At 65.0% G+C, this 22,902-nt stretch carries 24 protein-coding genes and 1 tRNA gene; 17 read left to right on the top strand and 8 right to left on the bottom strand.

What is annotated here, in order from left to right; all coding sequences use genetic code 11:
- Positions 1-2: 2 nt before the first annotated feature.
- The 4 genes from JWR51_RS07635 to JWR51_RS07620 all read right to left on the bottom strand — a co-directional run bounded on the left by JWR51_RS07635 (position 3) and on the right by JWR51_RS07620 (position 4,834).
- On the bottom strand, positions 3-1,046 hold the full coding sequence (locus JWR51_RS07635) for an ABC transporter ATP-binding protein (RefSeq protein WP_299745873.1): 1,044 nt from the start codon (positions 1,044-1,046) through the stop codon (positions 3-5).
- Positions 1,043-2,845, bottom strand: a complete 1,803-nt coding sequence (locus tag JWR51_RS07630; RefSeq protein ID WP_299745870.1) for a hypothetical protein — start codon at positions 2,843-2,845, stop codon at positions 1,043-1,045. Before JWR51_RS07630 ends, JWR51_RS07635 begins: the two co-directional genes overlap by 4 nt.
- Positions 2,842-3,846, bottom strand: coding sequence for an extracellular solute-binding protein (locus JWR51_RS07625; RefSeq protein WP_299745865.1), 1,005 nt, complete (start codon positions 3,844-3,846; stop codon positions 2,842-2,844). Before JWR51_RS07625 ends, JWR51_RS07630 begins: the two co-directional genes overlap by 4 nt.
- An 88-nt stretch (positions 3,847-3,934) precedes the next feature.
- The gene (locus JWR51_RS07620) at positions 3,935-4,834 is read right to left on the bottom strand and encodes a MurR/RpiR family transcriptional regulator (protein ID WP_299745862.1); all 900 of its coding nucleotides are present in this window, start codon (positions 4,832-4,834) and stop codon (positions 3,935-3,937) included.
- Between the two features lie 239 nt (positions 4,835-5,073).
- Here JWR51_RS07620 and JWR51_RS07615 point away from each other — a divergent pair, with 239 nt between their 5' ends.
- The 7 genes from JWR51_RS07615 (at position 5,074) to JWR51_RS07585 (ending at position 12,348) form a co-directional block, all read left to right on the top strand.
- Positions 5,074-5,487, top strand: coding sequence for an MAPEG family protein (locus JWR51_RS07615; protein ID WP_299745859.1), 414 nt, complete (start codon positions 5,074-5,076; stop codon positions 5,485-5,487).
- A gap of 163 nt (positions 5,488-5,650) precedes the next feature.
- Positions 5,651-6,535 (top strand): AraC family transcriptional regulator, encoded by an 885-nt coding sequence (locus JWR51_RS07610; protein ID WP_299745857.1) that lies wholly within the window; start codon positions 5,651-5,653, stop codon positions 6,533-6,535.
- Positions 6,536-6,740: 205 nt separating this feature from the next.
- Positions 6,741-7,808, top strand: a complete 1,068-nt coding sequence (locus tag JWR51_RS07605) for a sugar ABC transporter substrate-binding protein (protein WP_299745855.1) — start codon at positions 6,741-6,743, stop codon at positions 7,806-7,808.
- Positions 7,809-7,868: 60 nt separating this feature from the next.
- Entirely contained in the window at positions 7,869-8,687 is an 819-nt protein-coding gene (locus JWR51_RS07600) for an ATP-binding cassette domain-containing protein (RefSeq protein ID WP_299745853.1), read from the top strand.
- On the top strand, positions 8,684-9,934 hold the full coding sequence (locus tag JWR51_RS07595; protein ID WP_299745850.1) for a sugar ABC transporter permease: 1,251 nt from the start codon (positions 8,684-8,686) through the stop codon (positions 9,932-9,934). Before JWR51_RS07600 ends, JWR51_RS07595 begins: the two co-directional genes overlap by 4 nt.
- 77 nt (positions 9,935-10,011) lie before the next feature.
- Positions 10,012-10,740 carry an SDR family oxidoreductase gene (locus JWR51_RS07590; RefSeq protein WP_299745847.1) on the top strand — a complete coding sequence of 243 codons (729 nt, stop codon included), beginning with the start codon at positions 10,012-10,014 and terminating at the stop codon, positions 10,738-10,740.
- The gene (locus JWR51_RS07585; protein WP_299745844.1) at positions 10,741-12,348 is read left to right on the top strand and encodes an FGGY-family carbohydrate kinase; all 1,608 of its coding nucleotides are present in this window, start codon (positions 10,741-10,743) and stop codon (positions 12,346-12,348) included.
- Between the two features lie 4 nt (positions 12,349-12,352).
- Here the strand turns inward: JWR51_RS07585 and JWR51_RS07580 are convergent, their stop codons facing one another.
- The 4 genes from JWR51_RS07580 to JWR51_RS07565 all read right to left on the bottom strand — a co-directional run bounded on the left by JWR51_RS07580 (position 12,353) and on the right by JWR51_RS07565 (position 18,003).
- Complete coding sequence (locus JWR51_RS07580; protein WP_299745841.1) at positions 12,353-15,421, bottom strand: efflux RND transporter permease subunit; 3,069 nt, start codon at positions 15,419-15,421, stop codon at positions 12,353-12,355.
- Complete coding sequence (locus JWR51_RS07575) at positions 15,418-16,488, bottom strand: efflux RND transporter periplasmic adaptor subunit (protein WP_299745838.1); 1,071 nt, start codon at positions 16,486-16,488, stop codon at positions 15,418-15,420. The genes JWR51_RS07580 and JWR51_RS07575 overlap by 4 nt, the downstream gene beginning before the upstream one ends.
- Complete coding sequence (locus JWR51_RS07570; RefSeq protein ID WP_299745835.1) at positions 16,485-17,576, bottom strand: efflux RND transporter periplasmic adaptor subunit; 1,092 nt, start codon at positions 17,574-17,576, stop codon at positions 16,485-16,487. Before JWR51_RS07570 ends, JWR51_RS07575 begins: the two co-directional genes overlap by 4 nt.
- 133 nt (positions 17,577-17,709) lie before the next feature.
- Positions 17,710-18,003 carry a metalloregulator ArsR/SmtB family transcription factor gene (locus tag JWR51_RS07565; protein WP_299745833.1) on the bottom strand — a complete coding sequence of 98 codons (294 nt, stop codon included), beginning with the start codon at positions 18,001-18,003 and terminating at the stop codon, positions 17,710-17,712.
- A 157-nt stretch (positions 18,004-18,160) separates the two neighbouring features.
- On the opposite strand from JWR51_RS07565, the gene JWR51_RS07560 reads away from it, so the two are divergent.
- The 10 genes from JWR51_RS07560 to JWR51_RS07515 form a co-directional block, all read left to right on the top strand.
- The gene (locus JWR51_RS07560; RefSeq protein WP_299745831.1) at positions 18,161-18,553 is read left to right on the top strand and encodes an MAPEG family protein; all 393 of its coding nucleotides are present in this window, start codon (positions 18,161-18,163) and stop codon (positions 18,551-18,553) included.
- 56 nt (positions 18,554-18,609) lie between these two features.
- A tRNA-Trp gene (locus JWR51_RS07555) sits at positions 18,610-18,685 on the top strand.
- A gap of 162 nt (positions 18,686-18,847) precedes the next feature.
- Positions 18,848-19,021 (top strand): hypothetical protein, encoded by a 174-nt coding sequence (locus tag JWR51_RS07550; RefSeq protein ID WP_299745829.1) that lies wholly within the window; start codon positions 18,848-18,850, stop codon positions 19,019-19,021.
- 48 nt (positions 19,022-19,069) lie between these two features.
- A complete protein-coding gene (locus JWR51_RS07545; protein WP_299745826.1) occupies positions 19,070-19,288 on the top strand; it encodes a hypothetical protein in 219 nt (72 codons plus the stop codon).
- Positions 19,285-19,554, top strand: coding sequence for a hypothetical protein (locus JWR51_RS07540; protein ID WP_299745824.1), 270 nt, complete (start codon positions 19,285-19,287; stop codon positions 19,552-19,554). The genes JWR51_RS07545 and JWR51_RS07540 overlap by 4 nt, the downstream gene beginning before the upstream one ends.
- A 371-nt stretch (positions 19,555-19,925) precedes the next feature.
- On the top strand, positions 19,926-20,120 hold the full coding sequence (secE, locus tag JWR51_RS07535; protein ID WP_299745821.1) for a preprotein translocase subunit SecE: 195 nt from the start codon (positions 19,926-19,928) through the stop codon (positions 20,118-20,120).
- Positions 20,121-20,153: 33 nt separating this feature from the next.
- The gene (gene nusG, locus JWR51_RS07530; protein ID WP_299745818.1) at positions 20,154-20,684 is read left to right on the top strand and encodes a transcription termination/antitermination protein NusG; all 531 of its coding nucleotides are present in this window, start codon (positions 20,154-20,156) and stop codon (positions 20,682-20,684) included.
- Between the two features lie 255 nt (positions 20,685-20,939).
- Positions 20,940-21,368: a 50S ribosomal protein L11 gene (rplK, locus tag JWR51_RS07525; protein ID WP_299745815.1), complete on the top strand. Its 429-nt coding sequence runs from the start codon at positions 20,940-20,942 to the stop codon at positions 21,366-21,368.
- Between the two features lie 6 nt (positions 21,369-21,374).
- Positions 21,375-22,082 (top strand): 50S ribosomal protein L1, encoded by a 708-nt coding sequence (gene rplA, locus JWR51_RS07520; protein WP_299745812.1) that lies wholly within the window; start codon positions 21,375-21,377, stop codon positions 22,080-22,082.
- Between the two features lie 147 nt (positions 22,083-22,229).
- On the top strand, positions 22,230-22,902 hold a 673-nt coding region (locus JWR51_RS07515), incomplete at its 3' end, for an NAD(P)-dependent oxidoreductase (protein ID WP_299745809.1).

Below are 22,902 nucleotides of genomic sequence, written 5' to 3'. Positions count from 1 at the left end.
AGCTAAGCGGCGAGAACGAGGCAGCGATTGGGTGGCAGGGAGAACGCGAAGCTGGAGCCAATCTCCGGCGCTTCCGGCCAGTCCAGCCGGACCCGGGCGGGTCCGAGATCGACCGACAGGCGCCAGCAGCGGCCCTGGAAGGCGCGCGACAGCACCTTGCCCTGAAACTGCGAATTGGGATGATCGTTGGCCGGCCGCGCATCTTCCGGGCGGATCACCAGCACACCGGCGCCGTCCCTGGCGCTCGAGGTCTGAACCGCTTTGGCGCCGGCATCGGCCAGCATGAACTGGCCAGCCTGCACGGCGCCGCGCACCAGGGAAAACCCGCCGATGAAACTGGCGACGAAACTGCTGGCCGGCGTCTCGTAGATGGCCTGCGGTGTATCGAGCTGGGCGATGACGCCCTCGCGCATCACTGCGATCCGGTCCGACACCGCCATGGCCTCGGCCTGGTCGTGGGTGACATAGAGCACGGTGACGCCCTCGCGCCGCACCAGTTCCATCATTTCCACGCGCATGTCTTCGCGCAAAGCGGCATCGAGGTTGCTCAGCGGTTCATCGAACAGCATCAGCGCCGGTCGCGCGGCGAGGCACCGGGCGATAGCCACGCGCTGCTGCTGGCCGCCCGAGAGATCGCTCGGATAACGGTCGCGGAACGCCGATAGCCGCGTCACCTCCAGCGCATGCTCGACCCGCGCCTTGGCGTCGGTGGCCGACAGGCGCAGGGCTTCGAGGCCGAAGGCCAGATTGCCCGCGACGGTCATATGCGGCCACAGCGCATAGTCCTGGAACACCATGCCGATGCGCCGCTTCTCCGGCGGCTCGGCACTGGTGCGGTCCCAGACCGTGCGATCATTGATGGCGACGCGGCCGCTATCGGGATTGAGCAGGCCGGCGACGATGCGCAGCAGCGTGGTCTTGCCCGAGCCGCTGGCGCCGAGCAGCGACACGACTTCGCCGGCACGGACCTCAAGATCAAGATCGTGCAGCACGATGCGCCCGCCGAGCGACTTTCGAATACCCGAACAGCTCAGGGATGACGTCATGACGTGGCCTCCAATGCCAGGTGCAGGCGCGCGGGATCGGCCTTGGGGACTGGCGCGACACGGCGTACCATCAGGCGTCGGAACACCAGCCAGGCGATCGCCGCGATGCTCCCAGCAGCGATCATCGCCACCAGCGCGATCGAGGCCGCCAGCCCGTCCTTGTCGTGGCTGAACAGCTTGAGGATTACCGTCGGCGCCGGTGGTCCACTGACCGGGATCAACATTTGCGAGATCGGCAACTCGAAAACGGTGCGGATGAAGGTCAGCACGAAGGCGGTCAATACACTGAGCGATACCAGCGGCAGGGTGATGGCAAGCAAGCGCCGCACCGGGCCGATGCCATGCAGCCGCGCCGCATCGCCCAGGGTGGGAGTGAGCTGGCCGACGGCGGTCATGATGACGACGAGGCAATAAGGCAGGGCCGCCGCCACATAGCCGGTGATCAGCAGCGAGGCATCGCCGTAACGCGGCATGGCCCAATCGCGGAAGCCGGGCAGGCGGTTCCACACCAGGATATAGCCGAAGCCGAGCACGATGCCGGGAATGGCGACGGCGCCGAGCGACAGGCCGATGACGGCGGAGCGCGCATTGGCGGTGCCCCGATCGAGTTGGGCGGCCAGCACGAAGCTGATGGCGGCTGCGACCAGCGCGCTCATCGCCGCCCACAGCAGCGAGCGCAGGATGGCGTCGCTGGCGGTGGTGCCCAGCGACAGGGCCTCGGCGATGTTGGCGAAGGTCAGATTGTCCAATGACAGGCCGCGGCCCAGCGTGCGGCTGGCGGCGCGGATGGTGATGGCGGCGAGCGGCAGGATGAGTGCCAAGAGGGCAACCAGCAGGCCGCCCGCGGTGGCCACCCAGCGCCAGGCGCCCAATTCATAGAGCGGCGCGGGCTTTGAGCGGCCCGAGATCAGGCGGGCTCCAGCGCGGCGGCGCAATAGGCGATCGGCCAGCACGACGAGGAAGACCAGGCTCATCAGCACCAGCGCCTGCGCGCCGGCCATCGGGAAATCGACCGGATAATCGCTGGCCGCGACGTAGATGCCATAGGTGAGCACGCCAAAACTCGACAGGCGGGCAATGGTCGAAGCGAGGCCGAAATCGCTCAACACCTCGGCAAAGATCGCCATGGCGCTGAGCGCGATGGCCGGCATCAGCAAGGGGCCATTGACGCGCAGCCACACCTTGAGCGGGCCGGCACCAGCGAGCCGCGCCGCATCCTCATACTCGCGGCCAAGGCCCATCAGGGCGGCGCCGATGATGAAGCTGGCGAGGGGGAAAAGGCTCAGCGTATGCACGAACACCAATCCGCCCAGCCCGAAGAAGGCTTGGCCCAGTGCTGGCGGCAGCAGGCCGATCTGCGCCAGATAGCCGCCAGGCGACATCAGCAGAACCCAGGCCAGCGCCTTGAGATAGGACGGCGTGAGGAACACGAGCCACGGCACCGCCGCGACCAGCGGGCGCAGCGGCAGGTTGCAGCGTACCACCAGCACGGCGAAGGCGCCGCCCAGCATGGTTGTCGTGACCGCTACAGTGGCGGCCAGTTCGAGCGAATTGACGATCGATTGTGCTGCCCGCGGCGAGGAAAATGTGCGCAGCAGCGGATCGAGGCTGAAAGCGATGCCGGTGGCACGCGGATCGAACAGTGCCGGCAATACGGCCTGCAGCAGCACGGTCGCCAACGGCAGGCCGACCAGCAGCGCGAACAGGCCATAGACCAGCAGATTTGGCGAGCCGGAGACGAAGTCGCGGACGAATGCCGCGACCCCGCTGGTTCTGGTGGTGGGCAGGGACAGGCTCACGGAACGAAATTGTCCCGGTACCACGACTTCCACTCTTCCTCATGTGCAGAGGCCACGGCGTCGTCGAGGTGGATGAAGGCGATATCGGTCTTGCGGCCCGGCTTGGCGGCGACGCCATCGATGATCGGGATGAAGAAGAAATCGGTGTCGTCACCGTCCTGCATCGCCGCCTGGCCTTCGGCGCTGGTGGCGAAGGTGATGAACTTGGTGGCGGCGTCGAGATGCTGGGTATTGGCGGCGATGCCCAGGCTTTCCGGCAGGGCAACGGCGCCCTCGCTGGCGTAGACGGCAATCACCGGCTCGCCGGCAGCGATCTTGGCGAAGATGGCGCTGTCCTGGTTGATGCCGACGCTGGCGTCGCCGGTCAGGACGGCCGAATTGACCTTGCCGCCGCTGGAGAGGCCCGATAGCGCCTTGTTGGTCAGCATGCTGGTCAGCAGGGTTTTGCCTGCATCGATGCCATTGGTCTGGAAGAAGCCGGCGAGCCACTGATAGGCCGGGCCCGACAGGTTGGGGTCCTTGGCGGCGACGGAGCCCGCGAAGGTGATGAGGTCCTTCCAGCTTTCGGGCGTCTGCTCGGCGGGGACCTTGGTGGTATTGACTTCGATCGCGGTGGCACTGGCGCCCGTCGGCAGATAGGCGCGGCTGGCCGGGATCAGCGACTTGCCCAGATCGGTATACTTGGCATTGTCGAACAGGGCGGCCGGGATCGGCTGCAGTACGCCATCGGTGGCCATGCGTTCCATCACGGCCGAGCCATCGAGCCAGAGCACGTCGAATTGCGGATTGTCGCCTTCAGCGGCGATCTTACCCAGCGTCTCGCCGGTGCTGCCGGGTTCGACCACATCGACCGTCAGGCCGGTCTTGGCCTGGAAGGCCTCGACGACCTTGGCCGAGAAATCGAGTGCATCATACAGTACCAGATCGGCGGCCATGGCGGGCATGGCAATGGAAACGACAGTCAACGCCGTCACAATACCAATAGAATTTCGGAGTTTCATGTTAATTGTCCTGCGTATCTATTTTTTGCGCAGAATTAGCGCCAGTATACCATAGTCACGCAGTTTGAATGTTTTGTGTCGATCAAGGTTATTTCTTTCGCGTGCCGCGTTTGATCCAGCTCTTGTCGATGGCGCCGCGTAGAGCGCTCAGGCGGTCCAGGCTATCGATTGCGGCCTCGCTGGCCCGCGCCGCCAGGCTGATGATCATGGCGTCGAGCAGCACCATGGTGCCGCCATGCATGGCCAGATGGTCGGCCTTGCCGCGGGGCACCGGCAGCACCTCGGCGATACGGCCGCGCACCAGCGGTTCCAGATCGTCGCTGATCAGCACGACCGGCACGCCCTGGCGTTGTGCTTCGTCCAGCGTCACCGAGGCCTCGCGATAGAGCGGCGCATAGGCCAGCATCAGCACGGCGTCGCCCGGGCGCAGGTCCAGCAGTCCATCGGCGAGAGCAATGCCGGAAGAGGACAGGGCGCTGGTCGGCAGCCCAATGCGGTTGAACTGGAGCGTGGCATAATTGGCCATGGCGCCGGACGGGCCGATGCCGAACACATGCCGCCGCCGGGCCGCCGCCAGAATGTCGACAGCGCGCGACAGGCTCTGCCCCATTGCTGGGGTCTTGAGCAGGTCGAGCACATCGTGATGAATGCCGATGACATGGTGCAGCGCCGAGCCGGCATCGACGCCGGCTTCTTCCAGCGTGTGGGCCAAACGAGAGCCCGGCGTGGTGCCGGTCAATTCGGTCAGTAGCACCTCGCGCAATTCGGAGAGGCCACCGAAGCCCAGCGAGCGCGCCGTACGCACCACCGTCGCGTCGCTCGATCCCGCCATTTCGGCGATCTGGGCGGCTGAATTCAGCAGCACTGCCTGCTTGCGGTCGACAAAGAACCGGGCGACCTGCCGCTCGGCCGGCGATAGCCGCTCCATGGCGTCTGCCACTTTGACGTCGAATTCGGCCTGTGCTGGCTGCGCCGCGCTGGAGGACATCAAACCGGTTTCCTGGGTTCTGTAGTGAACACTTCACATGGTCGTACTAGGAAACATTTATTACAGCAACATGACGGTTTGGACCGCCGGCCAGCGAGGCCTGTCACCTTACAAATTTGTAAACTGCGCGTCCTGCCGAGGCTGGCCGCACCTTCCGATGTTCTTGCGGTTGATCCGCAAGCGCTACAAGATCGAGACGGATGGCCGATAGCGGCCCGTAGCGAACATTGGAGGACGAAGTGGAAGTATACGCATTGAGCATTGTCGGCGTCTTGGTGGTCTGCCTGGTGTCGCTAGGTCTGGCAAGCTATAGCGGGATGTCCAAGGGCAAGGCGGGCCTGCTTGGCGGCACGGTGTTCGATGCGCGCGACGAGAACCCGCTCTATCGCATCGACCGGGTGCATATGAACTCGGTGGAGGCGCTTGGGCCGTTCGCGATCGCGACCGTGCTGGCCATTCTGGCCGGCGTGGGCGCCGTGTTGCTCGCCGTGCTGGTGTGGCTGCATGTGGCGATCCGGCTGGCCCATGCCGTGGTCTACCTGCGCGGCGGTGAGCCGGCCAAGGGCGGGAAACTGCGGACGATCCTCTATGTGCTGGCGGCACTGGTAACGTTCGTGATCATCCTGGTGGCGGCCTGGGCCGCCCTCACCTGACGGGTCAGGCACGCCGAGGGTCAAAAAAGTATCAGTTGCGGCGGCGTCCTGTGGTGGCGCGGGGGATTTAACAGGTCTACTTTCAGGGCAATGCAGAGAACCGGATTACCGGCCTGCAGGCAGAGACGGGGTCGAACGACCTCGTCGGTAGGGGAGCAGGACCATGGAGCCAGACCTAGAGGTCGTCCAGATTCGCCGCGGCGAGTCTTTCAAGGCGTGGTCGCACGGCTATCCGTTCCACACGGTGCGCTGGCACTTTCATCCCGAATACGAGCTGCACCATGTCGTGGCCACGCGCGGCCGCTATTTCGTCGGCGACTTTATCGGCGAGTTCGAGCCCGGCAACCTGGTGCTGACCGGCCCGAACCTGCCGCACAACTGGGTCAGCGAATTGCCCGAAGGCGTCGTGGTGCCGTTGCGTTGCCGCATCGTGCAGTTCTCCGAGGATTTCATCGGCAATGCCATGAAGGTGCTGCCGGAGCTGGGCGCCTTCGGGCGGGTGCTCGAACAGAGCCGCCACGGCGCGCTGTTTTCGCCTCGTACTGCCGAGGGCATCGCGGCGGAGTTGGAGGAGCTGATCGAGGCGCAGGGCGTGCGCCGGATCGAGCTGTTCATGCACATCATGGGCAACCTGTGCCGCGCCGGCGATGTGAAGACGCTCGCCAGTTCCACTTATCTGCCGGACCCATCGGGCTATATGTCGATCGGGATCAACAAGGTGCTGGCCCATATCGGTTGCCACCTGACCGAGCCGTTCAACGAGGGCGACCTCGCGGCCATCGCCGGGCAGAGCCCGAGCGCTTTCTCGCGCAGCTTCCGCAAGCATACCGGCATGGCGCTGGTGCAATATGTGAACCGGCTGCGCATCAATCTGGCCTGCCAGTTGCTGATGAGCGACGACGCCATGCCGATCATCGAGATCTGCTACGCGGTGGGCTTCAACAACCTGTCCAATTTCAATCGCCAGTTCCTGACGCAGAAAGGCATGCCGCCAAGCCGCTTCAGGACGCTTTTGATCGAGAACACAAGAGCGGCCGAAGCCGCCTAACAGCAAAGGAGTAGGGAGGAAAAGGACATCGCCGAAAGACGAACGCGGGCGCGCTGGTGGCGGCCCGCGATCGAATGATCACGTCCAGACTTCGACATCCGGGAGGAGCCAAACAGCACTGGCGCGTCAACGCCGCTGTCCGAACCCTCTCGCAAATCTGTAGCGCAGCCCAAGGCTGCAATCCACATCAATGGGAGAAGATCGCATGACTAAATTTTTGAGCGCCCGCATCGGCATGGCGGCTCTGGGCATGGTGTTGCTCAGCGGCACCGCCGCCATCGCGCAGGCCGATATCGCCAATTCCACCGTCGCCTTCCTGATGCCCGACCAGGCATCGACCCGCTATGAAGAGCACGACTTCCCCGGCTTCGAAGCCGAGATGAAGAAGCTCTGCGAGACCTGCAAGGTGCTCTACCTGAACGCCGATGCCGATGCGACCAAGCAGAGCCAGCAGTTCAACTCGGTCATCACGCAGGGCGCCAAGGTCATCGTGCTCGATCCGGTGGACTCTTCCGCTGCGGCGGGGATGGTGCAGGCGGCGCAGAGCCAGGGCGTCAAGGTCATCGCCTATGACCGCCCCATTCCCGGCGCCAAGGCCGACTTCTACGTGTCGTTCGACAACCAGGGCATCGGCAAGGCCATCGCGGAATCGCTGGTCGGGCACCTGACCGCCGAGGGCGTTGCCACCGATGGCGTCGGCATCCTGCAGATCAACGGTTCGCCCACCGACGCGGCCGCCGGCCTGATCAAGGACGGTATCCACGAAGGCATCGCCACGGCCGGCTACAAGACGCTGGCCGAGTTCGACACGCCGGACTGGGCTCCGCCCAAGGCGCAGGAATGGGCCAGCGGCCAGATCGCGCGCTTCGGCACACAGATCGTGGGCGTGGTGGCGGCCAATGATGGCACCGGCGGTGGCGCCATCGCGGCCTTCAAGGCGGCCGGTGTGAACCCGGTGCCGCCGGTTTCAGGCAATGACGCGACGATTGCGGCTCTCCAGCTCATCATCGCCGGCGACCAGTACAACACTATCTCCAAGCCCAGCGAGATCGTGGCCGCCGCCGCCGCCAATGTCGCCGTGACCCTGCTGAAGGGCGAGACGCCCAAGGCCGAGACGACGCTTTACGACACGCCCAGCCAGCTCTTCGTGCCGGCCGTGGTGACCGCCGAAAACCTCAAGGCCGAGATCATCGACAAGGGCATTGTCGGCGCCGACGTCCTTTGCGTCGACCGCTATGTCGATGGCTGCAAGGCCCTCGGCATCACGCCGTAAACTTCTCCGCCTGGCCCCCACACGGGGCCAGGCGACCCCTCCAGCACAAGGCTCGCCCCGATGACTGACCCATCCAGCAACACTGCCGCGACCGGCGAGCTCCTGCTGAGCCTGCGCGGCATCTGCAAGAACTTTGGCGCCGTTTCCGCACTGACCGATATCGACCTCGATGTGCATGCCGGCGAAGTGGTGGCCCTGGTGGGCGACAATGGCGCGGGCAAGTCGACGCTGGTCAAGATCCTCTCGGGCGTGCATCGGCCGACTTCGGGCACGATCCAGGTCCGCGGCCAGGAGGTGAGCCTTCCCAATCCGTCCGCCTCGCTGGCCATCGGCATCGCCACCGTGTTCCAGGACTTGGCACTATGCGAAAACCTCGACGTGGTGGCCAATATCTTCCTCGGCAAGGAGCTCAATCCGCTCCAGCTCGACGAAGTGGGCATGGAAATCCGTTCCTGGAAGCTGCTCAACGAATTGTCGGCCCGCATTCCCAGCGTGCGCGAAGCGGTGGCCTCGCTATCCGGCGGGCAACGCCAGACCGTGGCCATTGCCCGGTCCTTGCTGCTCGATCCGAGGATCATCCTGCTCGATGAGCCCACCGCCGCGCTCGGCGTGGCCCAGACAGCCGAAGTGCTCAACCTGATCGAACGGGTACGCGATCGCGGGCTCGGCGTGGTCATGATCAGCCATAATATGGAGGACGTGCGCGCCGTCGCCGACCGTATCGTGGTGTTGCGGCTGGGCAAGAACAATGGGGTCTTCTACCCCGATGCGTCCAATGCCGAGCTGGTGGGCGCCATTACCGGCGCCTCCGACAATTCGGTATCGCGCCGCGCCGGCCGCAGGGCCGAAGCCAATCTCAGTGGAGACACGCAGCCATGAGCAACAATGCCGACAAACAGCAGCAATTGCTCGACCGCGCCGATGTTCGGGTGAAGCATGAAGCCGGCATCGGTGGCGCCATCAGCGCCTTCCTCGATCGCGTGCGGTCCGGCGATCTCGGCGCGCTGCCGGTGGTCGTAGGCCTCGTGGTGATCTGGACGGTGTTCGCGACGCTCAACCCGATTTTCCTGTCCAGCACGAACCTCGTCAACCTGCTGTTCGATTCATCGACGGTTGGCGTGATCGCGCTTGGCGTAGTGCTGATGCTGATGGTGGGCGAGATCGACCTGTCGATCGGCTCGGTCAGCGGCTTTGCCTCGGCGCTGCTGGGCGTGCTCTGGGTCAATCACGGCTGGCCGGTGCCCTTGGCCATCCTGGGCGCGCTCGCCGTGGGTGGGCTGATCGGCTATATCTATGCCCAGCTTTACAACCGCTTCGGCATGCCCAGTTTCGTGGCAACCCTGGCGGGGTTGCTCGCCGTGCTGGGCATGCAGCTCTACATTCTGGGCGGCACCGGCTCGATCAACCTGCCTTATGGCTCGCCCCTGGTCGACTTCGGCCAGTTGCTGACCATGCCGCAGCCCGTCGCATACGGCCTTGCCGCTCTCCCCGGCATTGCGATGCTCGTCACCGGATATCGCACGGCCGCTCGTCGCCGGGAGGCCGGACTGTCCTCCAAGTCTCTCGGCGGCGTCCTCTTTTTTGCGGTGGTGGTGACGCTCGGCCTTGAACTGGCGGTGGCCTATCTCAACACCTCGCGGGGCGTGCCGTGGATGTTCGCGCTGTTCGTGCTGCTCGTTGTCGGCATGAACTATGCGCTGACCCGCACCCAATGGGGCCGCTCCATGACCGCTGTCGGCGGCAATCGCGAGGCGGCCCGCCGCGCAGGCATCAACGTCAAGGCGATCTATACCAGCGCCTTCGTGTTCTGCGCCATGTTCGCCGCCTTGGGCGGCATGCTGGCGGCGGCGCGGCTGGCTTCGGCCAGCCAGCAGGCGGGCACCGGCGACGTCAATCTCAACGCCATCGCGGCAGCGGTGATTGGCGGCACGAGCCTGTTCGGCGGCCGGGGCAGCGCCTATTCGGCCCTGCTCGGCATCATCGTCATCCAGTCCATCGCTAATGGCCTGACCTTGCTCGATCTCAGTTCGTCGCTCCGCTACATGATCACCGGCGGCGTGCTTGCCGTGGCGGTCATCGTCGACTCCTTGGCGCGGCGCTCGCGCGTCATGCACGGCCGCGCCTGATCCATCTCGGCAGACGCCCGGGCGCCTGCCGGCTCGCGCCGTTCGCGGCATCTATCGACCCTATTGAAAGACCCACCATGGACCAGGATTTGTCAGATCGCGTTGCCGCCATTACCGGGGCGGCGTCGGGCATCGGCCTCGAATGTGCCAAGACCCTGCTGGACGCTGGCGCTCGCGTGGCGCTGGTGGACCGCGACGAGGCCAAGCTGCGCGATATCTGCGCGGGGCTGGGAGAGCGCGCCTTGCCGGTGGTGATCGACCTGACCAATGCGGCCAGCGTCGCCACCATGTTGCCAAAAATTCTGGACTGGGCGGGCCAGCTCGACATTTTTCACGCCAATGCCGGCTCCTACGTGGGCGGGCCAATTGCCGAGGGCGATCCGGACCAGTGGGACCGAATGCTCAACCTCAACATTAACGCGGCCTTCCGTTCGGTGCATGCAGTCTTGCCGCACATGATCGCGCGCAAGACCGGCGATATCATCATGACCAGTTCGATTGCCGGGCTGGTGCCGGTGGTGTGGGAGCCCATCTACACGGCCTCCAAGCACGCCATCCAGGCCTTCGTGCACACGGTGCGGCGGCAGATGGCGCCGCACGGGATACGGGTGGGGGCCGTAGCGCCCGGCCCGGTGGTGACGGCGTTGATCAGCGACTGGCCGAAGGATAAGCTCGACGCGGCGCTGGCCGCGGGGGACCTGATGGAGCCGACCGAGGTCGCCGCCGCGGTCAAGTTCATGCTGACGCGACCGCGCAACGTGACTATTCGGGACTTGGTGATCCTGCCACAGAGCAATGATCTTTAGATGAGCGGACCCTATTTCATCGGCGTGGATGTCGGCACTGGGAGCGCCCGCGCGGGCGTATTCGATGCCGCCGGCAGCATGCTCGGTTCGGGGAAGCACGATATCCTGCTGCATCAGGCGCCGGGAGACATTGCCGAGCAATCGAGCGAGGACATCTGGCAGGCAGTCGCCGCTAGCGTGCGGGCGGCGGTTGCTCAAAGCGCGGTCGATCCCGGCGCGATCAAGGGCATCGGGTTCGATGCGACCTGTTCGCTGGTGGTGGTCGATGCGCAAGGCGCGCCGCTGCCGGTGGGTGACGCGGCCGAACGCAACATTATCGTCTGGATGGATCATCGCGCGACCCGGCAGGCGGCCCGCATCAATGCGACGGGCCACAAGGTTCTGGCCTATGTGGGCGGGGTCATCTCCCCAGAAATGGAAACGCCGAAACTGCTTTGGCTCAAGGAGAACAAGCCGCAGACCTATGTGGGCGCGTGGCAGTTCTTCGATCTCGCCGATTACCTGACCTGGCGCGCCACCGGCAGTTTGGCGCGCTCAATCTGCACTCTGACCTGCAAATGGACCTACCTCGCTCATGAAAGCCGCTGGGACCCGAGCTACTTCGAGAGCATCGGGTTGGGCGATCTGGCGGCGCAGGGTTTTGCGCGGATCGGCACGGAGGTCGTGCCAGGCGGCACGTCCTTGGGGTCAGGGCTGAATGCCAGCGCCGCCGGCGATTTTGGCCTGCCGGCCGGCATTGCGGTTGGCGCCGGGTTGATCGATGCCCATGCGGGTGGTCTCGGCACGGTCGGGGCTCGCGGCGGGCAGGGGAGCGTCGAGTCCCGCATGGCCTATGTCTTTGGCACTTCGGCCTGTTCGATGTCGACGACCTGGGCCCCGGCTTTCGTGCCGGGCGTGTGGGGACCGTATTATTCGGCGATGATCCCTGGCCTCTGGTTGAACGAAGGCGGCCAATCCGCCGCCGGGGCGGCCATCGAGCAGTTGGTGCAGTATCACCCGGCCGCTGCCGCCACGCGGGAATTGGCCAGGTCTGAGGGGCTGTCATTGGTCGGCTGGCTGGCGCGCGAGGCCGAGCGGCGCGGCGGCGCGGCGCAATTGCCGCAACTGGTCGGCACCATTCACGTCGTGCCCGAATTTCTGGGCAACCGCTCGCCCTTCGCCGATCCCGATGCCAGGGCGCTGATCGCCGGCCTGGGCATGGATGGCGGCGTCGATACGCTGGTCGGCCTCTATCTGGCTGGACTGGCCGGCCTCGGCTATGGCCTCCGCCAAATCCTTACCGCCCAGACCACGGAGGGCATATCTATCGCCACTATCGTGGTCAGTGGCGGCGCCGCGCAAAGCCCGCTGGTGCGTCAAATTCTGGCCGACACGACCGGCCTCACCGTGGCCGCCACGGATGCGGAAGAGCCGGTTCTGGTGGGGGCGGCGATCCTCGGCGCACTGGCCTTCGGCAATTTCGCCGATGCCAACGCGGCCATGTCGGCCATGAGTGCCCTCAGCCAAACCTATCAACCGTCGGAGGCCGCTCGCGCCTGGCATGATAGCCGCAGCGCTGCCTACCGGGTGCTCCAGTATGCCGCGCGAGGCGTGCGCGACATGCGCTGAACTTCTATTGCAGCTCGGGCACCGGCTCCGCGTTCGCCGCAGGCTTGACCCGGAACCAGGTGACATAGAGCGCCGGCAGGAAAATCAACGTCAGCACGGTGCCGACCACGATGCCGCCGATCATGGCGAAGGCCATCGGTCCCCAGAAGATTTCGCCGGCAATCGGGATCAGGCCCAGGCTGGCGGCCAGGGCGGTCAGCAGGATCGGCCGCACGCGGTGCTGCGTGGCCTCCACGACAGCGTCCCAGGGCGGCCGGCCTTCGCTGCGCAAGTGCTCGATCTGCACGATCAGGATCACCGAATTGCGGATCAGGATGCCGATCAGCGCCAGAACACCCAGGATTGCCACGAAGCCGAGCGGCTTGCCGGTGGGCAAGAGCGCCGCGACCACACCGATCAGCGCCAGCGGCGCCACGGCCACGACCAGGAACAGACGTGAAAAGCTCTGCAATTGCAGCATCAAGATAGTCGCCATGGCGAACAGCATGAGTGGGGCAACCGCCAGAATGGGCGCGATCGATTCCGCGCTGCTTTCCGCCGTGCCCCCCTCGGCGATCGAGTAGCCGAGCGGCAGCTTGGCCTCAAGCTCGGCGACCACTGGCCCAAGCGCCGTGGCCACGGTCGCCGGCTGCACATCGCCATTCACGCCGGCACTGACTGTGAGTGTCGGAACTCGGTCGCGCCGGATGATGACCGGCTGTTCGAGCCGGTACTGGAAGGTCGCGACCGCAGCCAGCGGCACGGCGCGGCCGTCACCGGTCGAAAGCTGCAGGTTCTGCAGGGTTTCGATCGATCCGCGCTCGGAGCTTTCGGCCCGCCCGACGATGTTGACCAGATAAATGCTGTCCTGCACCTGCGTGATGGTCGTGCCGCTGGTGATGCCGTTGAGCGCCGAGGTGATGTCGGCCGTGGTGATGCCGAGCTGGCGCGCCTTGTCTTCCAGCACATTGACCTGGACCGTGCGCGAGGGCTCCATCCAGTCGAAGCCGACCTGGCCGAGATCGGGATTGGTCTGGATCGCCGCGGCCAGCGCATAGGCCTGGTCGCGCAGCACCTGGATGTCGGGGCCGCTGATGCGGTACTGGATCGGCCGTCCCACCGGCGGTCCCAGCGACAGCGTCTTGATCACTGCGTCGGTGCCGGGGAAAGTCTTGCGCAGATAGTCGCTAAGCTGGGCGGCGACGCCATCGCGCACGTCGATGCCCTTGGTGACGATGATGGTCTGGCCCGTCGAGGGCATCGCCGTGGGGGAGTCGAAGGCCAGCACGAAGCGCGGCGCGCCTTGGCCGACATAGCTGGTCCAATGCTCGATATCGGCATTGCCGGCCAGGGCCTCGGCTTCGAACTTGGCCATCTGCGCATTGGTATCGCCGATCGAGCTGTTCTGCGGCAGGCTCCAATCGACGATCAGTTCGGGGCGGTCGGAGGCTGGGAAGAACTGGCTTTGCACGAAGGTGACGCCATAGACGGAGGCTGCGAAGATCAGCACGGTCAGGCCGATGGTCACCCAGCGAAACCGCATGCAGGTTTCGAGGAACCTGGCGAACGCGCCCATCAGGCGGCCGCCGCCCTCCTGCTTGTGTTTGAGCGTCTCGGGCAGGATCGACACGCCGATCAGCGGCGTGAAAATCACCGCCACGACCCACGATACGCAAAGAGCAATGGCCAGCACCACGAATAGCGTGAAGGTGAATTCGCCGGCCGAGCTGGTATTGAGCCCGATCGGGATGAACCCGGCGACGGTCACCAGCGTACCGGTGAGCATCGGGAAGGCGGTCGAGGTATAAACCGCGGTGGCCGCCTTGCGCAGCGTGTCACCGGCTTCGAGGCGCGACACCATCATCTCGACCGCGATCATGGCGTCGTCGACCAAGAGGCCCAGCGCGATGATCAGCGCGCCCAGCGAGACGCGTTGCAGCGAAATGCCGAGATACGACATGGCGAGGAACACGATGGTCAAGACGATCGGGATGGAGAACGCCACCACCAGGCCCGCCCGGAAGCCCAGGCTCAGGAAGCAAACGAGCAGCACGATGCCGATGGCTTCGAACAGGGCGGTGGTAAAGCCGTTGACGGCCTCCTCCACCACTTTGGGCTGGTCCGACACCAGGTGGACGTCGACGCCGATGGGCAGGTCGCTGGTGATTTCGGCGACCTTTTCGTCAACCGCTGCGCCAAAGGTCAAGAGGTTCCCGCCGGCACGCATGCCGATCGCCAGCCCGATGGCGTTCACGCCGTTATAGCGAAACAGCGCCGTAGGCGGATCGACATAGCCCCGGGAAATATCGGCAACGTCCGCCAGCCGGAAGAACCGCCCGCCAACCCGCAGGTTTAATTGGCGCAGGCTTTCTTCGGAGGTGAACTGGCCGCCGACGCGGATATTGATCCGCTCAGGCCCGGCATCGATGACGCCGGATGGCGACACGGCGTTCTGGTCCTGCAAGGTCGCGATCACCGCCTGGGCGCTGATGCCGAGCGCCGCCAGCTTGCGCGTGGAAAATTCGAGGTGGATGACGTCGTTCTGCGCGCCGATCACATCGACGCGGCCGGCATTGGGGACCGAAAGGATGCGCGAGCGCGCATCCTCGACATAGTCGCGCAACTGGCGCTGGCTGAGGCCGTCGCCGGTGAAGGCATAGATATTGCCATAGACGTCGCCGAAGCGGTCGTTGAAGAACGGGCCGGTCACGCCCTGGGGGAACGAGGTGCGGATATCGTTGATCATCGCGCGCACCTGCAGCCAGATCGACGGCACGGTGGCGGCCGGCGTCGAGCTGCGCAGGTTGACGTAGACCGTGGTCTGCCCGGACGTGCTGATGGAGCGGCTATAGTCGAGGCTGGGCAGGTCCTGGAGCTGGCGTTCGATCCGTTCGGTCACCTGCAGCGCGACCTGTTCGGCATCGGCCCCCGGCCATTGCGCGGAGACCACCATGGTGCGGATGGTGAAGGCGGGGTCTTCCTCGCGGCCCAGGTTGAGGTAGGAGAAGAAGCCGGCCACGACCGCCACGATCATGAAATACCAGACGATGGCGCGGTGCTCGAGGGCCCAATCGGAAAGGTTGAAGCCCTTCATGGCAAAGCTCCTGTGTCGAACCTGACGCGCTGACCCTCGGCCAGGCTGTGAACGCCCGCAGTCACCACCCGCTCGCCCGGCTTGAGGCCGGAGAGGATCGGAACCAGTCCGCCGACAGGCGCCCCGGCCTCTACCGGGCGCGACGCTACGGTGCCGCCGGCTTCATCGACGATCCATACCGACGCGACGCCGCCCGTCATGTTCACCGCCGAGGCGGGCAGGGCGATTTGATCCGCCGCCGCGGTTGGGGCGGAGGCAACAGCGGTGGTGCCCAGCCAGAAGCTGGCCGGCGGCTGTTCGAGCCCGATCCGCAGCCGTCGCAGGCGCGTCACCGCATCGGCCTGCGGCGCGATTTCATGCAGCGTTCCGGTCGCGGTGATCTGGGGAGCAAGTTGCAGCGCCACCGTAAATTCCGCCCCGATGGCCACGCTTTGCGCGAAGGCATCCGGCACGTCGATGACGACATCGCGGGCGTCTGGCTGCGCCAGCGTGACAACCGCCTCTCCGGGCGTGACCACTTGCCCGCTTTCGGCTCCGACGGCGGTGACGATGCCATCGAAGCCGGCGATGAGCTGGGCATAGCCCAGCTGGTCATTCGCCTGGGCCAGGCCCGATTGTGCCTGCACGACGCCGGCCTGCGCCGCCTGGCGCTGTTGCCGGGCCTGTTCGAGATTGGCCTGGCTGATGGTGTCCGATTGCGCCAGGGCGGAATACCGGCTTTCGGCGGCCTGCGCATTCTGGAACTGCGCCTGGGCATTGGCGAGGCTGGCCTCGGCCGATTTCACCGCGAGGCCAAGGGTGGTGGATTCGAGGCTGGCCAGCACGTCGCCGGCCTTGACCGACGCGCCGACATCGACATTGCGGTTCACCAGCGTGCCGCCCAGCCGGAAGGCCATGGCGGCGGTCACGCGGGGTTCCACCGTACCGACAAAGCTCGGCCCGGCCTGGCTTTGCGGCTCGACGGCGATGGACAGCACCGGCCGGATCGGCGCCGGCGCTTCGGGGGTTTTCTGGCAACCGGCCAATGCCAGCGCAGCCAGAGGGAGCATGAATGTCCAGCCCTTCATTGGCTCGCCCCCTGCGCTATCGCCACGGTTTGACCGGGCACCAGCAGCTTGCCACCCTGGGTGACCACCACTTGCCCCGGTTGCAGGCCGGCCTCGATGACCACGCTGCCGGTCTGATAGGTTTTCACCGTGACGGGCTGCAGCGAGACGGTGTCGTTCTGCGGATCGATCACCCAGACTGAGGGTTCGCCCTCGCGCGACCACAGGGCGCTCCACGGCAATATGGTCTCTTTCGTGGGGCTTGCCGCCACGGTGCCGGTTACCGAGCCGCCCAGCGTCATGCCGGCGGGGGGATTGTCGATCGCGACCTTGACCAGCACCGTTCCGGTCTCGGGATCGAGCACGGGAGAAATCTCGCGCAGGCTGCCCTTGGCGGTGATAGTGGGGTCGGCGGTAAGCGCCAGCGTGATGCTGACATCGCCTGCCTGGCCCAGAAACGCCGATTCCTGGACATTGAAGAGCGCATCGCGCGGACCGTCTTCTGCCATCACGAAAATGGGGGAAGCCGCCTGTGCGACCTCGCCGACCTCCAGGTTGCGTTTGGTGATCACGCCCGCCGCTGGCGCCGTCAGCGTGCTGTAGGTCAGTGCTTCCCTGGCGGTATCGAGTTGGGCCTGGGCGCCGTCGCTCGAGCCCTGGGCAGTCTGCAGCGCCGTCTGCGCCGCATCAAAACTGCTGCGAGTGGTCACGCCCTGCGCCAGCAGCGAATTTTGCCGGTCGAAGCTGGCCTGGGCCACGTCCACCTGGGCCTTGGCGGCATCGAGTGTTGCCTGCGCGGCCGCCAGGTCCGCTTGTTGGCCGGCGTCGTCGATTTTGGCCAGCACCTCGCCGGCGTCGACATGGTCGCCGACATCGACCAGCCGTTGCGTGACTTGACCGGTGACCCGGAAGGCCAGTTGGGTTTCGTTGCGTGCCTCGATGACGCCAGTCAGCGAGAGCTGGGGTGCAAAATCCTCAAGGGCTATCGTTTGGGCGTTCACGATCGTAGCCGTCTTCGGAACCGCCTCGGGCGCAGCGCCGCAAGCGGCGACACCAAGCCCCAACGCGACCGACACCAGTGCCTTGCCGGCAAATGGCCCGCCCCTCATCTGACCGCTCCCCAAGCTCTGTCCAAATCGTTCAGAAGGCACTTTGCGCTTAGGCGCTCAGGTTGGCCTACTCCGACCCATTGGGAAAGGCCCTTTTTGACGGGCGAAGGAGATCGCCTGTTTCGTTGAGAAATCAGGCCTCGCCGACATGCTCGATCATGTCGAGCAGCATGTGGCGGATATGCTCGTCGTCGGCCTCATAGAGCACCTGGCGATTTTGCCGTGTGCCGCGCACCAGGCGGGCGGCGCGCAGCAGCCGCAAATGGTGGCTGACCAGCGATTGGGAAGCATCGACGCGGCGGGCGATTTCGTTGACGGGGCAGGGGGTGTCGAGGCAGGCGAGCAGGATGCGCAGGCGCGTGGTATCGCCCAGCAGACGGTAGGTCTGGGCGATGGCGGCAATCTGCTCGCTGGTTGGCTCGGTCACGAAATCACTGGCTTTCCTGTCGCAGCAATCAAAACTTGGCCACGGGCCGCGACGATTCGCCAGTGCTGCCGGCGCGGAGACGATGATCTTTGTTGCTCCGCCTGCGTTGCGCAGGCATTGAGGCGGCCAGCGAGCCGCGAGGGGTAGAGTTAAGTCGATGTTGTTGATTATTTTTCTGGTGCTCATTTTGCTGCTGGTCCAGGTGATGCTGCCTGGGCGCTATTTGACCGAGCAGGTTGGCTCGGAGGTTCAAATCGGTCCGCGCGACGACCTGCCCGAGCCGACCCGCGAATTGGCCCGGTCGCAGCGGGCACTGGCCAACCTGCAGGAAACCCTGCCGGTGTTCCTCACTTTGGCCATCCTGTCGATCGTCCTGGGCGAGCAGGGCTGGCTGTCCCTTGCCGGCGGCGCGGTCTATTTCCTGGCGCGGGCGGGCCACGTCATCTGCTATATGCGCGGCCTCAGCCCCTGGCGGTCGATCTGTTTCCTGCTTGGCGTGCTGGGCGCGCTGGCAATGGCCATTCCGCTGGTTCCACATATCTGGAGCTAACGCGTCGCAGGGTCTTGCATGGCAGCGGCTTTGCCTTTAGACACTGCCTCGCCTGAAGGGGTGTAGCTCAGTTGGTAGAGCATCGGTCTCCAAAACCGAGGGTCGCGGGTTCAAGTCCTGCTGCCCCTGCCACCTGCCAAAGGCGCTGAACGCAGGCTCCTCAGCCCGCCCGTTCCCCGCATCTTCCACAGGGTTCGCACCCGGCAGCGGCACTAGTATCGCGCGTGTTGGGGCAGCGGTCCCGAATTCGATAGGTGAGACGGCGGCGCGGGCGTACAGTGCAGCGGCGCACCCATGCGCCTGTTCACCGAAAGCGATCCCATGCCAGTCGATGTTCCCGCCATTGTGCCGGGAGCGGTTCGCCGCGCTCACGGTCGAAAGCTCACGGTCGCGTTGAGCTTCCTGCTGACGCTGGGGGCGCTGCTTGCCCTGGCGCCGTTCCTGCGCTTCAGCGAGTTCCTCTCCTGAGCTGAGCGTTCTCCCGACAGCGGCGACGCCTGAATGGAGCCATACGCCATGTTCGACATTCGTTTAGCGGGCTTGCCCCGCTTCCTGGTTGGCTTTGGGCCCACCCTCCTGCCGGATAATTTCGACGAGCCGCAGCTGGGCGAAGCCATGGCGGTGGGCACGCTGCCGGCATTTCCGGTAACCGGAATCAGCTGGACCCGCCCGATCCGGCCCCAGCCGCCACGCCGCCCAAAGGCGTCGCGCTCGTACCTGAAGGTCGTGAAATGAGCGACCCCGTAGAGACCGTGCAGGGCGATCAGGTAGCGCCCTTCGACTACGACGAGCCGGCGGATCTCTATTTTCCGGCGCAGGTTGGACGAAAGGGTGGCCTCGGCTACCAGCGCTTCCCCTCGGCGGCGCTGGCACTGCTCTACGCGATTGAGACCCTGGCGGTAGCAAAGCTGGGGTCGGCGACGCTAGAGGTCGATGGGGAGCGATATGACGGCGCGGCGATGAAACGGCTCTACGCCTCGCCGGACTTCCCGCTTCGGTGAACTCAGGTCGCCGGCAACTCGACGTCGGCCGCCTGCAGGCCAATCAGCTGGAAAGCCGCCGTGGGATTCGGGCTGCGTGCTCTACTACGGCTCGATCGGCAGCCGAGACTAGCGCCTGGCGGTTTGGAGGCGTGTTGCATGCCGCCTTGCCCCGGAATCGCGCTGCCGATCGGTGCACCATGCGTAGCGGTGGCAAGCTGACCGATGGCTGACAGCATCCGTGCCGGCCGATCGCGGCGAGTTGACATGCGGCCGTCATTGGGACTTGCAATAGCTGAGGCAAGCCATTAGATACCGCTTCCCAAGCCGCCCGGGGTGACTCGCGCGGTTCTTCGTTTTTGGCCTCACGGCCCCGACGGAAAGTAGAGCTGATGGCTGCGCTGAACCCGCTTAAGTTTTTCCAGGAGGTTCGCCAGGAAGTCGGCAAGGTCACATGGCCCACACGTAACGAGACGCTGGTTTCGACCGTGATGGTGCTGGTGATGGTTGTCATCGCGAGTTTCTTTTTCCTCGCGGCGGACCAGATCATCTCCTGGCTCGTGCAGCTGATGCTGTCGATCCGCTGAGCGGCAACGGATTATTAGGAGCGACGACGCGGCATGGCCAAACGCTGGTACATCGTTCAGGCGTACTCGAATTTCGAGCGCAAGGTGGCGGAGGACATCCGCCAGAAGGTTGCGCAGAAGAAGCTCGAAGAGCTGTTCGATGACGTGATCGTGCCGACCGAAAAGGTCGTCGAGATGCGCCGCGGCCGCAAGGTCGACGCCGAGCGCAAGTTTTTCCCGGGCTATGTCCTGGTGAAGATGAAGCTGACCGACGAAGCCTTTCATCTCATCAAGAACACCCCGAAGGTCACGGGCTTCCTCGGCGCCGAAAACAAGCCGATGCCGATCTCGGAAGCCGAAGCCATGCGGATCCTGCACCAGGTGCAGGAAGGCGTCGAACGCCCGAAGGCGTCGGTCTCGTTCGAGATTGGCGAGAATGTGCGCGTGGCCGACGGCCCGTTCGCGTCGTTCTCCGGTGTGGTCGAGGAAATCGACGAGGCGCGCAGCCGCGTAAAGGTCGCAGTGTCGATCTTCGGCCGCGCCACGCCGGTCGAACTGGAATTCGGTCAGGTCGAGAAGGTCTGATCGCACTTTTTTGCCTCTCCCCGCTTGCGGGGCGAGGTCGGATCATCGCTTGGCGATGATCCGGGTGAGGGGGGCTCTCCGCGCGTTCCGTGCGTGAATTGCCCCTTACCCCAACCCTCTCCCCACAAGTGCGGGGCGAGGGGGAAGGGAAGAAGAAGCCGTGGGAGGAGAGGGATGATCGCCAGTCATCCATCGAACCGCACCACGGTCCTGTGAAGCTTCCGGGTGGTCCGGAAACAGCATGAGGAGTGATAAATGGCGAAGAAAGTGACCGGATACCTGAAATTGCAGGTGCCGGCCGGGTCGGCGAATCCTTCGCCCCCGATCGGACCCGCGCTTGGTCAGCGCGGCCTCAACATCATGGAATTCTGCAAGGCGTTCAACGCGCAGACGCAGAAGGACGAAAAGGGTACCCCGATTCCGGTGGTGATCACGATCTACGCCGATCGTTCGTTCACCTTCGAGATGAAGACTCCGCCGATGTCCCATTTTCTGAAGCAGGCGGCCAAAATCCAGTCCGGGTCGAAAGCCCCGGGCCGCGACAAGGCCGGCGCGGTGACCAAAGCGCAGGTGCGCGAGATCGCCGAGAAGAAGATGAAGGATCTCAATTGTGACTCCATCGAGTCGGCCATGAAGATGGTCGAGGGCTCTGCCCGTTCGATGGGTCTCGAAGTGGCGGGGTAACGGGTCATGGCAATTGGAAAACGCTTGAAGAAGGCCCGCGAGGGCGTTGATCGCGAGAAGCTTTATCCGCTCGCGGACGCCATCAAGATGGTCAAGGAACGCGCCACGTCGAAGTTCGACGAGACGGTCGAGATCGCGATCAATCTCGGCGTCGATCCGCGTCACGCCGACCAGATGGTGCGTGGCGTGGTGACCCTGCCGAACGGCACCGGCCGCACCTTGCGCGTCGGCGTGTTCGCGCGCGGCGCCAAGGCCGACGAAGCCAGGGCCGCGGGTGCCGACGTCGTCGGCGCCGAGGACCTGGTCGAGAAGGTGCAGGGCGGTCAGATCGATTTCGACCGCTGTATCGCCACTCCCGACATGATGCCGCTGGTCGGACGCCTCGGTAAGGTGCTCGGACCGCGCGGCATGATGCCGAACCCGAAGATCGGCACCGTCACGATGGACATCACCAACGCCGTCAAGGGCGCCAAGGGTGGTTCGGTCGAGTTCCGGGTCGAGAAGGCCGGCATCGTGCAGGCCGGTATCGGCAAGGCGTCGTTCACGGCAGACAAGCTGGTGGAGAACGTCAAGGCGCTGGCGGATGCCGTCGCCAAGGCCAAGCCCGCCGGTGCCAAGGGCACCTACATCCAGCGCGTCGCGGTTTCCTCCTCGATGGGACCGGGCGTCAAGGTTGAGCCGGCGAGCCTCGTCGGCAATGCCGGCGGGACCTGAGCCCGTACATCTATTGAGTGTTTGAATACGAACAGGGGCGAAATCGGACAACCGGTTTCGCCCTTTATCTTTGAGCTCTTACTTCAACGCGCTTTCTCTTGACGCGAGCCGGTATCCATCTCGCTCGACGCTGTAGGAATTCAGCCGATGTCCAACAAAGTCCTGATCTATTCGCGTTTCCCCAAGGCGATGATGGTGCGCTTCGGGCAAAGCTTCGAACTGATGGAAACGGCCGGTAAGCCGCTCGGCGAAGCGTTCGCGGCGGACCAGCTTTCGGAGGTGACGGCGATGGTAACCGCGGGCGGCACGCCGCTGGGCGCAGCTCAGATGGACCTGATGCCGAAGCTCGGCGCCATCGTCTGTTACGGCACCGGCTATGACGGCGTCGATCTGGCCGCCGCGGCGCAGCGCAAGATTGCGGTCGCCCACAGTCCGGGCGCCAATGCCTCCTCGGTCGCCGATATCGCTGTCATCCTGATGCTGACGGTGACGCGGCGGCTGCTGCCGGCGGACGATTATGTCCGAAGCGGCGGCTGGTCGTCGGCAAAGCCGTCGCCGATGATGCGGCCGCAGGCCGGCATGCGTGGCCGCCGCATCGGCGTCTACGGCATGGGCGAGATCGGCCGCAAGATCGCGGCGCGGGTGGCGGCATTCGAGACCGAAGTCGGCTATTTCAGCCGCACCAAGCACGATGTGCCCTATCAATACTTCCCCAGCCTCGAGGCGCTGGCAGAATGGTGCAGCGTGCTGATGATCGCGGTTCGCGCTGGCGCCGACACCCAGCACGCCGTCGATGCCGGGATCCTGAAAAAGCTCGGTT

It is taken from the genome of Devosia sp. (genome assembly GCF_028290625.1).
GTDB lineage: Bacteria > Pseudomonadota > Alphaproteobacteria > Rhizobiales > Devosiaceae > Devosia.
This window is presented reverse-complemented; position numbering and strand designations above follow the sequence as displayed.

Coding starts and splice junctions, on each gene's coding strand:
- JWR51_RS07560 (WP_299745831.1), top strand. CDS start 18,161: ATGTTGTTGATTATTTTTCTGGTGCTCATTTTGCTGCTGGTCCAGGTG.
- JWR51_RS07625 (WP_299745865.1), bottom strand. CDS start 3,846: ATGAAACTCCGAAATTCTATTGGTATTGTGACGGCGTTGACTGTCGTT.
- JWR51_RS07600 (WP_299745853.1), top strand. CDS start 7,869: ATGACTGACCCATCCAGCAACACTGCCGCGACCGGCGAGCTCCTGCTG.
- JWR51_RS07580 (WP_299745841.1), bottom strand. CDS start 15,421: ATGAAGGGCTTCAACCTTTCCGATTGGGCCCTCGAGCACCGCGCCATC.
- JWR51_RS07550 (WP_299745829.1), top strand. CDS start 18,848: ATGCGCCTGTTCACCGAAAGCGATCCCATGCCAGTCGATGTTCCCGCC.
- rplK (WP_299745815.1), top strand. CDS start 20,940: ATGGCGAAGAAAGTGACCGGATACCTGAAATTGCAGGTGCCGGCCGGG.
- JWR51_RS07635 (WP_299745873.1), bottom strand. CDS start 1,046: ATGACGTCATCCCTGAGCTGTTCGGGTATTCGAAAGTCGCTCGGCGGG.
- rplA (WP_299745812.1), top strand. CDS start 21,375: ATGGCAATTGGAAAACGCTTGAAGAAGGCCCGCGAGGGCGTTGATCGC.
- nusG (WP_299745818.1), top strand. CDS start 20,154: ATGGCCAAACGCTGGTACATCGTTCAGGCGTACTCGAATTTCGAGCGC.
- JWR51_RS07545 (WP_299745826.1), top strand. CDS start 19,070: ATGTTCGACATTCGTTTAGCGGGCTTGCCCCGCTTCCTGGTTGGCTTT.
- JWR51_RS07585 (WP_299745844.1), top strand. CDS start 10,741: ATGAGCGGACCCTATTTCATCGGCGTGGATGTCGGCACTGGGAGCGCC.
- JWR51_RS07590 (WP_299745847.1), top strand. CDS start 10,012: ATGGACCAGGATTTGTCAGATCGCGTTGCCGCCATTACCGGGGCGGCG.
- JWR51_RS07595 (WP_299745850.1), top strand. CDS start 8,684: ATGAGCAACAATGCCGACAAACAGCAGCAATTGCTCGACCGCGCCGAT.
- JWR51_RS07575 (WP_299745838.1), bottom strand. CDS start 16,488: ATGAAGGGCTGGACATTCATGCTCCCTCTGGCTGCGCTGGCATTGGCC.
- JWR51_RS07610 (WP_299745857.1), top strand. CDS start 5,651: ATGGAGCCAGACCTAGAGGTCGTCCAGATTCGCCGCGGCGAGTCTTTC.
- JWR51_RS07620 (WP_299745862.1), bottom strand. CDS start 4,834: ATGTCCTCCAGCGCGGCGCAGCCAGCACAGGCCGAATTCGACGTCAAA.
- JWR51_RS07605 (WP_299745855.1), top strand. CDS start 6,741: ATGACTAAATTTTTGAGCGCCCGCATCGGCATGGCGGCTCTGGGCATG.
- JWR51_RS07570 (WP_299745835.1), bottom strand. CDS start 17,576: ATGAGGGGCGGGCCATTTGCCGGCAAGGCACTGGTGTCGGTCGCGTTG.
- secE (WP_299745821.1), top strand. CDS start 19,926: ATGGCTGCGCTGAACCCGCTTAAGTTTTTCCAGGAGGTTCGCCAGGAA.
- JWR51_RS07540 (WP_299745824.1), top strand. CDS start 19,285: ATGAGCGACCCCGTAGAGACCGTGCAGGGCGATCAGGTAGCGCCCTTC.